Consider the following 11,903-nt stretch of genomic DNA (forward strand, 5'->3'; position numbering starts at 1 on the left):
TACCCGCGCCTCCAGATCGGCGTTGAGCTGCCGGATGTCGTCCTCCATGCGCTTGCGTTCGCTGATGTCCTGGATGGCGCCTTGCAGGCGCGCCACCGTCCCGCCTTCAAACACTGGCAGGCCCATGGTGCGAACCCATTTTCTGGCGCCCTTGGCGCTGATCATTTCCACCTCCAGATCATAGGGCTGGCCGCTAGCGATGGCGCCTTGCACAGCCTGTTCGACGATGCGGCGCGATTCGCCGTGGAAAAAGCTTAGACCTTGCGCCACGTCGACCCCCAACGCAGGTTCGAGGTCATGGATGCGCGCCGTTTCGTCACTCCACGAGCCGCGCATGGTAGACACCTCGAACTCCCATCCGCCCACCCTGGCCAGGCGTCCCGTGCGATCGAGAAGATCCTTCTGCCGACGCAACTCGGTCTCGTCCAGCTGGCGCTGGGTGATGTTTCTGGCGATCCCCAGCACTCCCAGGACGCCACCTCGCTGGTCGTATACCGGCGTCTTGATCGTCTCCAACAGCTCCCGGTGGCCATCGCTGGCAAAGGTCACCCATTCCTCGTTGACGCTGGGGCCGCCGGCGGCGATGGCAGCACGGTCCTTTTCGCGGAAGAAATCGGCCAGCTCGGCAGGCACGAAATCATGATCGGTCTTGCCCTTGATCTCTGCCTCGCGTGCGCCGAAGAACCGCTCGAAACGGGGGTTGCAGGCTAGGTACACGCCTCTGACATCCTTCAGCCAGACGAGATCCGGAATGGTGTTGACCAGGGTATTCAGTCGAGCGCTCTGAGCGGCCAGGGTCCGCGCGCTGCTCACCAGTCGATAAGTCGTCGCCCCGACCAGCAGCGCAGCGAGCAGACCCATCAGGCGGATAAGAACCAGGCTCTCGTCGGACCGGCCCCAGCCCGCCACTGGAACGGCGGCGATCTGCCAGACGCCTCCTCCGGGCAAGAGAACCTGGGCGGTAACCGGCTCGGCGCTGAACAGCTTCTCGTCGCCGAAGAACACCGGCCCATTCGCGCCGCTGCCGTCGGTTCCGCGCAGCGCCACCTGCAGATCAAGATCGGGGGCGTGCAGGCCGGCGTGGCTGTAGAGCCTGTCGACGTCGATCACCGCCGACACCAGGCCCCAGAAGTGCGGCTCTCCATCCGGTGTGGCGGGAGCCAGGAACACCGGTTGGCGGGCAATGATCCCAACGCCCCCCTGCACCAGAGAGAGCGGGCCGGCAATCACTGTCTCGCGGCTGTCCCGCGCACGCAAGGCGGTCTCGCTTTGCACGGGATCGGTGCGAAAATCCAGTCCCAGCGCCGCCTCGTTACCTTCCATCGGATACATCAGGGAAAGCACCATATCCGGTGCGGCGGCGATGTTGCGCAGGGCGTGGCGTCCGTCCACCAAACCACGCGCGACGTTGGCAAAGCCCGCCTGATCGATATCCGGCCGACTCTGGATCACCGCCGTCAGGCCATTCACCAGCGAGAGATTGGCGTTCACCACCCCTTCGAGCCGCGCTCGCAGCGCGGAAAGGCGGTTGAGTACGTCCCTTCTTTCGTCTTCCAGTTCGCGCTGCTGCGCGTAGCGTACGACGAGCTGTGTGGCAACGAGTACCAGCAGCACGGCCAGCAAGGTGGGCAGCCAGACGCGTATTCCTGCGCCGAGCGGCCGCAGTGCGGCGGCCGGCTTCACCCGCGCGCCGCCATGAGGCGATACGCAACCGACGATCTACGTGCTGGCCTCGCTGAGCGACGCATTGCAGCAATAGTGGCAAATGGCTGACTCATGAGCTCCACCGGGCAAACCCTCAGGGTCGTCTCCGGATGATGCGCCGCCCGACCGGCACGATCAAGCGACTCGTCGGGCAACCTCGACCAGGCAGTCGTAGAAGGTCGCGCCACCGCCCATGTCGGTGAGCGCCTGACTGGTCACTTCATTGCAGTTGCGGCCGTCGGGCGACAGTTTGCGCCACCAGATCGAGGTGGCCATGGCGACACCGGGGCGTACGCGGTCGCTGACGACGGCGCGGGCGTGAAATTCGCCGCGGCGGTTGAAGATGCGCACCGGCGCGTCGTCGAGGATACCGCGCGCGGCGGCGTCGGCGGGATGAAGATGGACCGCCGGCGACTTTTCCTGCGCCAGGAAACGCGCTGAATTGGCAAAACTGGTGTTCAGAAAATTGCGTGCCGGCGGGCTGATCAGCGCCAGCGGGAATTCGCTCGCCAGCGGGCTCTGCCGCCATTCGCGCGGGGCGATGAAATCGGGCAGCGGGTCGACGCCTTCGCCGGCCATCGTCTGGCTGTAGAACTCGCATTTCCCGGAGGGCGTCGGGAAGCCGCCTTCGGCGAAGGGCGCCGCCCCGCGCGGCAGGTTCAGGCGGGCGTGGCCTGCGATCTTGAGCGTCTCCCACGACAGGCCAGACATGCGCGGATCGTCCCAATCAAAAGCCTGGCGGCACAGATCGTCGTCGGAGTCGGCAAAGCACGACTCGCTGAAACCCATCTCCCGGGCCAGGCGGCGGAACAACTCGGTGTTCGGCAGCGCCTCGCCCAGCGCTGCGATGGCCGGCTGATTGACCTGGATGTGCAGATGCCCGTAAGACTTGTGGATGTCGAGCTGTTCCATATGGCTGGTGGCCGGCAGGAGAATGTCGGCGTAATCCGCGGTGTCGGTCTGGAAGAGCTCGTGGACGACGGTGAACAGGTCGTCGCGGGCAAAGCCGCGCACCACCTCGGCCGAATCCGGCGCGATGGCCAGCGGATTGCTGTTGTAGACGAACAAGGCCTTGATCGGCGGCTGCGCGCGCAGCAGGTCGTGGCCAATGGTGCTCATGTTGATCATCCGTGGCGTCGGCGCCGGCATCAGGTCCGGTCGCTCGAGGGCAGCGGTATCGACCGGGTAGTTACCCGAGCTGGAGAGCAGCACGCCGCCGGCGGGGTGACGCCAGGCGCCGGTGAGCGCCGGCAGGCACGACACTGCACGCAGTGCCATGCCGCCACCCGCGGTGCGATTGATGCCGTAGTTGGTGCGGATCGCCGCCGGGCCGATGCTGCCGTAGTCGTGCGCGAGTTGCTCGACTTCGGCTTCATTGATGCCGCAGATCTCCGCCACCCGTGCTGGCGTGAAGGTCAGCGTGCGCTCCCTGAGCGCATCGAAACCCAGGGTGTGACGGGCGATGTAGGCGTGATCGAGCAGATCGTCACGGATCAACACGTGCATCAGCCCGAAAGCCAGCGCGCTGTCGGTACCCGGCAGCAAGGCGATGTGCTGGTCGCATTTGTCGGCGGTGGCCGTACGGCAGGGATCGATGGCGATCAGACGCGCGCCGCGCCGCTTGGCCTCCTGCGCCAAACGCCAGAAGTGCAGATTGGAGACGACGCTGTTGCTGCCCCAGATGATGATCAGCCGCGCGTCGACGACGTTTTCGACGTCAAATCCGACGCTGGCGCCGATGGTGCCGCGATAGCCCATGGCGCCGGCGCTGGCGCAGATTGTCCGGTCGAGTTGCGAGGCGCCAAGGCGGTGGAAGAAGCGGCGGTCCATCGAACCGTAGCCGAGCAGGCCGGAATTGCCGGCGTAGCTGTAAGGAACGATGGCTTCGGCGCCGTGCTCGGTGGCGATGCGGCGAAAGCGCTCGGCGATGGCTGCCAGCGCCTCTTGCCACGAGATACGTTCGAAGCGGGCACCGGGACCCTTGGCGCCGACCCGGCGCTGGGGATAGAGCAGCCGGTCCGGGTGATGGATGCGCTCGGGGTAGAAGGCGACCTTGGTGCATAGCACACCCGCGGTCGGTGGATGGTCGGCCGCCCCGGCGACCTTGACGACGCGGCCATCGCTGACGGTGACTTCGAGCGCGCAGGTATCCGGGCAATCGTGCGGGCAGGCGCCGCGCACGGTATGCGTTGCGGCAGAAGCAGACGAGGACTGGGCCATGGCGCGTTCCCGGGCGGTTGTCGATCGCCGGACGATAGCAGCTTCCGGGCGTTCGAGCGACCTCCGTTGACGCGCCGACGGCGGGCTGGACCGACGGACTGCCGGAACGGCCGCTTTCTGGCCTATCATGCCCCCATGCGACCTGTTCGCCTCCGGATCCCAAACGATCATGAACTGTCGGGACACCCCCGATAATGAAAGTCATGTCCGTTTCCCTCATCCCCGACCCGCGCTGGGGAGAAGGGAGATTCGTGAGTCGCGAAGGCGACTTTCACGGTAAGTCATGGCCAAGTCATCCCGCCCCCAAGTGATTTTCGCCCTGCTGCTGGCGACGATCACCAGTACCGTTCTCGGCGCCCTGGCGGCGGACAAGATCGCCGCCACGCGGCAACCGTCGCCGGCCAGCGCCTGTCTTGCGCCAGCCAGCTGGACGGTGTTTGTCGATCGGCAGCCGCAGATCGCCAGCAGCCAGCGGGTTGTGGCGCAACAGGTCGGACGCGACGTCGTCCTGCTCGGCGAGCAGCATGAAGACGCCGACCATCACCAGTGGCAACTGCAGGTCCTGGCCGGCTTGCACGCGCAGCGGCCGGAGATGGTCATCGGCTTCGAGATGTTTCCGCGGCGCATGCAAGCGGTACTCGACCGCTGGGTGGCCGGTGAACTGAGCGTCAAGGAGTTCCTTGTCCAGTCGGAGTGGGACAAGGTGTGGAAGGTGCCGCCGGAACTTTACCTGCCGCTTTTCCAGTTTGCGCGGCTGAACCGGATCCCGATGCTGGCGCTCAATATCGACCAGCAGCTGACGCGGAAGATCGCCAGCCAGGGCTGGAATGCCGTACCAGTGGCCGAGCGCGAAGGTGTCGGCCAGGCGGCGCCGGCGACGGCGGCCTACCGTAAATTCCTGCTCGAGGTCTATCAACAACATGCGGAAATGCGCGGCAAGCCGGTCAAGGCGGCTGCCGGCGATGCGGCTTTTGCCCACTTCGTCGATTCGCAACTCGCCTGGGACCGGGCGATGGCCGAAGTGCTCGCCCGCCAGGCCACGTCATCGGCCGCTGGCACCCGACCCCTGGTCGTCGGCATCATGGGTAGCGGCCACCTGCGCTTCGGCCATGGCGTGCCCCACCAACTGCGCGATCTCGGCGTTCAGTCGATCGGCGTGCTGTTGCCGATGGCGGCGGATACCCCTTGCGATGAACTCCGACCCGGGCTGGCCGACGCGGTCTTCGCGGTGCCGACCATGCCACAGCGGCCACCCCAGCCGCCTCGCCTCGGCGTCAGCCTGGAAAGCCGGGAAGGACGTGTGCTGATCGCCAGCGTGAGCAAGGGCAGCCTGGCCGAGAGCAGCGGTCTGCAGGACGGCGACCGGATCGTGGACATCGCCGGCCAGCCGCTTGCCGACCTCGCGTCGCTGTTGCAGGCGATACGGCAGCAGCCACCGGGAACCTGGCTGCCGTTGCAGATCGAACGCGCCGGCAGCACGCTTGAGCTGGTGATCAAATTCCCGGCCTCGCGATGAGCGTGGCAGGAAGCGTGCGGCGGCTGGCGCTGCAGCTGCTGGTGCTTCTGGCAATGACTGTACCGGCAGCAATAGCGGCCGGCGCGCCGACGCCCCATCTGGCGCTCGAGGTCGATCTCGATCCGGCCAGCCGCCGTCTGGACATCGTGGCCACCGTGACCCCTGGCGTGCGGAGCTTTCGCTTTGCCTTGCACGAATCGCTCGGCATCAAGGCGGCGTCGGTGGACGGTCGCCCGCTGGTAATCACCGCTGCCGGGCGACAAGGGCCTTTGCGCGTCTGGCTGGCGCGCCTGCCAAGCGCCAGCGCGACGCTGCGGATCGAGTACCAGGGCACGCTGCCAGCCCTCGACGCGCGCCTGGATCACCGCCAGGTGTTGCGCCAGCTACCGCCGATGGCGGCGCCCGCAGGGAGTTTTCTGCCCTCCGGCGGTGCCTGGTATCCGCAACCCGCCACGCTATTCAGCTACGAAGTCAGCCTGAGCGTGCCCGGCGATCAGCGAGCGCTGGTCGCCGGCCGCCTGCTCAACGAGGAAATCCCGGCAGCGCCTGGCGGTCGCTATCGTGCCCGCTTCAGGTTCGCGCATCCGGCCGACGGTATCGACCTGATGGCCGGGCCGTGGATCGTTCGTGAAAAGATGATGCCGCGGGAAGGCGCCGAGCCGCTGCGCCTGCGTACCTACTTCACGCGCGAACTGGACGAGATCGCCGGCCTGGCCGACAGCTATCTTGACGAAACAGCGGCGCACCTCGCGCACTATGCGAAAGAGATCGGTGCTTATCCGTTCAGTGGCTTTTCGGTCGTCGCCAGCCCCCTACCAACTGGCTTCGGTATGCCGACGCTGACCTATCTCGGCGTCGAGGTACTCAAGCTGCCTTTCATTCGCGCCACCTCGCTCGGTCATGAAATCCTCCACAACTGGTGGGGCAACGGCGTCTACGTCGACTACGCGCGTGGCAACTGGGCCGAAGGCCTGACCACCTTCATGGCCGATTACGCCTTCAAGGAGCGCGAGCCGCCGGACGCTGCGCGTGCCGTGCGCCTCGGCTGGCTACGCGACTTCGCGGCATTGCCGCCGGGCAGCCGGCAGACGCTGGCTTCGTTTCGCTCACGGACGCACGGCGCGGCGGCGGCGGTGGGCTACGGCAAGGCGGCGATGGTTTTCGTGATGCTGCGTGAGCTCATCGGCACGGAAAGCTTTCAGCGCGGAGTGCAGGGCTTCTGGCAACAGCAGCGTTTCCGGGTGGCCAGCTGGAACGACTTGCAACAGGCGTTCGAGCAGGCTTCCGGGCAATCGCTGGCCGCTTTTTTCAGTCAGTGGCTGTCACGCGACGGCGCGCCAGCGCTGCGCATCGCCACTGCCAGCGCTACGGCGATCGGCAACGGCTACCGTCTGGACATCGAAGTGACCCAGGGCACGCCGGCCTATGCGCTGCGTCTGCCGCTCGAGCTGAACTTCGGCGATCACCTCGAAAGCCGCGCGCTGCAGCTGCTGCGCGCACAGCAGACGCTGAGCCTGGCGCTCGACCGACCGCCGCAAAGCGTCCGTCTGGACCCCGAACTGCGCCTCTGGCGATCGCTCGACGCCCGGCAACTGCCACCGATCCTGCGCCAGTGGATCGTCGCCAGGGAGCCTCGTTTGCTGCAGGCCTCGGCGTTTCCCACGGTACGCGAAGCCGCCGCCGCACTGGCTGGTCGGGTTTTTGAAGCGGCACCGCGGGAGATCCGACTGACCGATCTGGACAATGCGCCGACACCGGTATTGCTGGTCGGCCTGCATGCGGATGTCGATGCGGCACTGGCGACGGCAGGCCTGCCGCCGCGGCCAGACGATCCCGGCCAGAGAGGAAGTGCGCAGGTATGGACCGTTGCCAGCCAGAGCTCGGCGCCGGTGGCAGTCGTTTCGGCGCGCGACGCCGCCGCCCTGCGCGCGCTGCTGCGCCCGCTGCCGCACTACGGCAGCCAGAGCTGGCTGGTCTTCGACGGTAGCGCCGCGCTCGAGCGCGGCGTCTGGCCGTTACGGGAAGAGGCGATACCGGTCACGCACCTACCCGCCGGCGCAGCGCGAAAGGAGACGGGCGGCTAGCCTGATTGCTGCCGATTCGGGGAGTGCAGAGCAGTCAGACAAAACACCACGGGCATGATATTGTGGCGCCTTTCCGTTCCTTGGCCCTCGCGAAATGACCTCTATTCACCGCGGTTCCTGTCCCGCAGCGATCAGCCCGTTGCCCCCTGTTCCTGCTCGCAACCTGGAGCGTGCCGGGCACTGGCGTCGCCTCGCGACGGCCTTCGTTGGCCGTGCTTTCACGGCGCTGGCGCTGGCTACTCTGGCCGTGCCCGCCGTCATGGCGCAAGGCGCCGCCACACCGCCCTTCCCGCCGGGCTGGGACGCACCCGAACCGTGGCGCAGCGATCGCTTCTATCTGCAGACCAGCGTCGCCACGGTACACTTCCATCCAGACGACGACCATGACAATTCGCAGGCGCTGATCAACCCTGAATGGCGCCTGGACAAGCAGTGGCTGAAGGGTCAGGTGCTGCTTGGCGCTGCGAGTTTCGACAATTCTTTTGGCCAGTCTACCTGGTATGCCTACAGCGGCCTGCTCTGGCGGCCGGTCGAGACGGTGCAGCCCTTCTACCTGAAGCTTACCGCCGGCGTGATACATGGCTACCGGGGTGAGTATCAGGACAAGATCCCGATGAATGGTTCCGGCTATGCACCCGCCATCATCCCGGCGGTGGGTTACTGCTATAGCCGCGTCTGTTCGGAGGTGGTGCTGTTCGGCGCGGCAGGCCTGATGTGGACCGTTGGCCTAACGCTACCCTGAGTTTCATTCTGCTGACATCAGCAGTGTCCTGATGTTGACGCCAGCGCAGGTGCTGCCAAGCCGACTTACGCCCTGCCGCTGCGCTCTCCCTACCAGCCTCCCCGCCAGCCTCTACGGCCGCAAGCTCACCACGGCAATCTTTTGATTTTAATCAAAAATCAGGCTTTGTGCGGCGATTTGCCACATTCCGCGCTGCCGCATCAGTCCCTAGAATGCCTCGCATCAGAAAGACATTCAGGGAGCGTTGGCCATGAAGTGGGTCAGGAAACCGATCGCCGTCGCCGTGGCATTGGCGCTACCAGGTATGTGGCAATGCGCCGTCGCTCAGGAAGCTGCGGCGACACCGCTAATGAAGGAGGTGGTGGTCAATGCGTCGCGCATCGAAAGCGGCGAGCCACTGGACAGCAGGCGCCTCGACGCGGCGAGCATAGCGCCCTACCGGGCATCGACCAGCGATAGCACCAGGCTGCTCGACGCACTGCCCGGCGTCAGCGTCTACGGTGCTGGTGGCGTTTCCAGCCTGCCGGTGATTCGTGGCCTGGCTGACGACCGCATCCGCATTCAGGTCGATGGCATGGATCTGGTCTCATCGTGCGCCAACCACATGAACCCGCCGCTGTCGTATATCGACCCGACCAACGTCGACAGCGTGGCGCTGTTCGCCGGTGTCACGCCGGTCAGCGCCGGAGGCGACAGCATTGCCGGAACGATCCAGGTCAGCTCGGCAGCGCCGGAGTTTGCCAAGGCCGGCGAAGAGAAGCTGCTCAAAGGCCGGGCGGGTGCTTTCTATCGCAGCAATGGCAATGCTCGCGGCGCCAATCTCGCGGCGACGATCGCCAATGAGATGCTCAGCCTCAGCTACGCCGGCTCGACGACGCAGGCGGACAACACCGTCGCCGGGGGCAATTTCAAAGCCGCCGGACTGTCGGATGGAACGACGGAGTGGCTCGCCGGCGACGTGGTGGGATCGTCGATGTTCAAGTCACAAAACCAGTTGCTGAGCTTCGCACTGCGCCGCGCCGAACATCTGTTCGAGCTCAAGTTCGGCTATCAGCATATTCCGTATCAAGGCTTTCCCAATCAACGCATGGACCTGACCGACAACACCAGCCAGCAGGTCAATGGCCGCTACCTCGGCCAGTATGCCTGGGGTTCTCTCGAGGCCCGCGCGTATCACGAAGACACGCGGCATACGATGAACTTCCTTGAAGACAAGCTGCAGACCAGTGGTCCGCTGCAGAACCTGGCCGGCATGCCGATGGATACGCACGGCAAGACCACCGGCGTCCGGCTCAAGGCGGAGATCATCTCCTCCGAGCGTGACTTGTTCAGGCTTGGTGGTGAATACCAAAAATACCGGCTGAACGACTGGTGGGATCCGATCTCGCCGGTGGTGGCGATGCCGATGGCGGGCATGAAGGGCTCGACTTTCTGGAACATCAACGACGGCCAGCGCGACCGCTTCGACGTCTATGGCGAATGGGAAGCCAGCTGGAATCGGCAATGGCTGTCGCAGCTCGGGCTACGCAGCAGCACGGTGTGGATGGATAGCGGCGATGTGCAGGGTTACAACACCCCGTTTTACGGCAATCCGGCAAATCCAGCGTCGATTCCCGGCGCCTTCAACGCCCTCGATCGCCAGAAAACCGACCACAACATTGACCTGGCGGCGCTGTTGCGCTTCACCCCAGCTGCCGAACAAAGCTACGAGGCAGGCTACGCGCGCAAGACGCGCTCGCCGAACCTTTACGAGCGTTACGCCTGGTCGACCAACAACCCGATGGCGATGAACATGGTCAACTGGTTCGGTGACGGCAACGGTTACGTCGGCGACGTCAACCTGAAGCCGGAAGTGGCCCATACCGTCAGCGCAACGGCAGCCTGGCACGACGCGGCACGCGAGCAGTGGAGTTTCAGCGTCACGCCCTACTACACCTACGTGCAGGATTACGTCGATGCCGTTCGCTGTTCTGGCGGTAGCGGCATGTCGCCGTGCCAGGGAAGCAACCTGACACGCACCGACAACTTCGTCTACCTGCAGTTCGCCAATCAGACAGCGCGGTTGTACGGCGCCGATGCCAGCGCGCGCTTGCCGTTGCTAGAAGGCGGCGCGCTCGGCAGCGTGACGATGACCGGGGTGCTGAGCTACGTGCGCGGACGGAACTCGCAGACCGACGACAATCTGTACCACATCATGCCCCTGAACGCGAAGCTGGCGCTGGTGCAAGGCTCGGGAGCGTGGACCAACACCATCGAAGGGGTCTTGGTCGACGCCAAGACCCAGGTGTCGCAGGTGCGCAACGAGCTGGCAACCAGCGGCTACGGCCTGCTCAACCTGCGCAGCAGCTATGAATGGAAGCAGTTACGCGTCGACGTCGGCATCGAAAACCTGTTCGACAGGTTCTACGAATCGCCACTCGGTGGCGCCTATCTCGGTCAGCGCCCGATGGTCTACGGGACCGCGGTTCCGGGCAGCGGGCGCTCGATCTATGCCGGACTGAATCTGCGCTTCTGATCGCCAGCCGCGCGGATTCGCGGCTGCATCAGGCAAACCCGGCAAGTCAGGCTGCGGCTCCGCGTTCGATGATCACGCCGACGCGTTGCACGCCGCGCATCATGCCCAGCTTGGCGATCGACACTCGTACCCAGGTGGCGCCGAAGTCTTCCAGCAGCAGCGTCGCCACGTACTCGGCAAGCCGCTCGAGGAGGTTGAACTGGCGGGCGGCCAGCTCGGCACGCAGGCGCTCGGTAACCACTGCGTAATCGATGGTGTGGCGGATATCGTCGCTGGCGCCGGCGCTGGCAGTTGAGGTGCCGATCTGCAGCGAGATTTCGACCGTCTGCGGCATCGCCTTCTCGCGCGGATAGATGCCGATCAGCGCGGTGGCACGAAGCTGGTCAATGAAGATGATGTCCATACGGCGCTACGTCAGGTCGGTGTAAAATGGCCTGCCCGTCGCAAAGTCCGAAGCACGACGACAGTGCGCGCATTCTAACCCACTAACCCACTAACCCAGAGCAGCACCGACCACCCGATCACGCCCCCATGCCGCCCACCCTGCTCACCATTTTTGGCGTCCTGACTGCCTATCTGCTGGGTTCAATCTCCTTCGCACTGATCGCCAGTCGTCTCTTCGGCCTCGCCGATCCGCGCAGTTACGGCTCCAAGAACCCCGGGGCGACCAACGTCCTGCGCAGCGGTCACAAGGGGGCAGCGATATTCACCTTGCTCGGTGACGCCGCCAAAGGCTGGCTGGCAGTCTTTCTCGCCAGCCACTATGCGCCGCAGTACGGTTTGCCCAGCTACGCCGTCGGACTCGCCGCGCTGGCGGTTTTTTTCGGTCACCTGTACCCGGTGTTTCTCGGCTTCAAGGGTGGCAAAGGCGTTGCTACGGCTGCCGGCGTGTTGCTGGCGATCAACCTGTGGCTGGGCCTGGCGACCCTTGGCGCCTGGTTGCTGGTCGCCTTCACCTTGCGCTATTCGTCACTGGCAGCGCTGGTGGCGGCCACGGCAGCGCCCGTTTTCGCTCTGCTGGCGTGGGGAAAGGATGGCATCGTCCTGGCCGTCGCGGTTATTTCGATGGCTCTGGTCGGCAAGCACTGGCAGAACCTGCAACGCCTGATGGCCGGCACCGAG

The 11,903-nt window shown here is 65.2% G+C and carries 8 protein-coding genes; 5 read left to right on the top strand and 3 right to left on the bottom strand.

Features of this window, described 5'->3' with window-relative positions:
* A partial coding sequence (locus RUW20_RS05980) for a PAS domain S-box protein (RefSeq protein WP_313951287.1) occupies positions 1-1,683 on the bottom strand: 1,683 nt, incomplete at its 3' end.
* A gap of 156 nt (positions 1,684-1,839) precedes the next feature.
* Positions 1,840-3,924: a molybdopterin oxidoreductase family protein gene (locus tag RUW20_RS05985; protein ID WP_313951288.1), complete on the bottom strand. Its 2,085-nt coding sequence runs from the start codon at positions 3,922-3,924 to the stop codon at positions 1,840-1,842.
* Between the two features lie 283 nt (positions 3,925-4,207).
* Between RUW20_RS05985 and RUW20_RS05990 the strand changes: the two genes are divergently transcribed.
* The 4 genes from RUW20_RS05990 to RUW20_RS06005 all read left to right on the top strand — a co-directional run bounded on the left by RUW20_RS05990 (position 4,208) and on the right by RUW20_RS06005 (position 10,781).
* The gene (locus RUW20_RS05990) at positions 4,208-5,440 is read left to right on the top strand and encodes a ChaN family lipoprotein (RefSeq protein WP_313951289.1); all 1,233 of its coding nucleotides are present in this window, start codon (positions 4,208-4,210) and stop codon (positions 5,438-5,440) included.
* Positions 5,437-7,524 (top strand): M1 family metallopeptidase, encoded by a 2,088-nt coding sequence (locus RUW20_RS05995; protein WP_409559316.1) that lies wholly within the window; start codon positions 5,437-5,439, stop codon positions 7,522-7,524. The genes RUW20_RS05990 and RUW20_RS05995 overlap by 4 nt, the downstream gene beginning before the upstream one ends.
* Before the next feature lie 94 nt (positions 7,525-7,618).
* Entirely contained in the window at positions 7,619-8,266 is a 648-nt protein-coding gene (locus tag RUW20_RS06000; protein WP_313951290.1) for a hypothetical protein, read from the top strand.
* A 250-nt stretch (positions 8,267-8,516) separates the two neighbouring features.
* Positions 8,517-10,781, top strand: a complete 2,265-nt coding sequence (locus RUW20_RS06005) for a TonB-dependent receptor plug domain-containing protein (RefSeq protein ID WP_313951291.1) — start codon at positions 8,517-8,519, stop codon at positions 10,779-10,781.
* 46 nt (positions 10,782-10,827) lie between these two features.
* On the opposite strand, the gene RUW20_RS06010 is transcribed toward RUW20_RS06005, so the two are convergent.
* Positions 10,828-11,184, bottom strand: a complete 357-nt coding sequence (locus RUW20_RS06010; protein WP_313951292.1) for a dihydroneopterin aldolase — start codon at positions 11,182-11,184, stop codon at positions 10,828-10,830.
* A 128-nt stretch (positions 11,185-11,312) separates the two neighbouring features.
* On the opposite strand from RUW20_RS06010, the gene plsY reads away from it, so the two are divergent.
* Positions 11,313-11,903 (top strand): glycerol-3-phosphate 1-O-acyltransferase PlsY (plsY, locus tag RUW20_RS06015; RefSeq protein WP_313951293.1); only part of this gene is annotated, 591 nt, incomplete at its 3' end.

The organism is Accumulibacter sp. (genome assembly GCF_032229525.1).
In the GTDB taxonomy this organism is placed as follows: Bacteria; Pseudomonadota; Gammaproteobacteria; order Burkholderiales; family Rhodocyclaceae; genus Accumulibacter.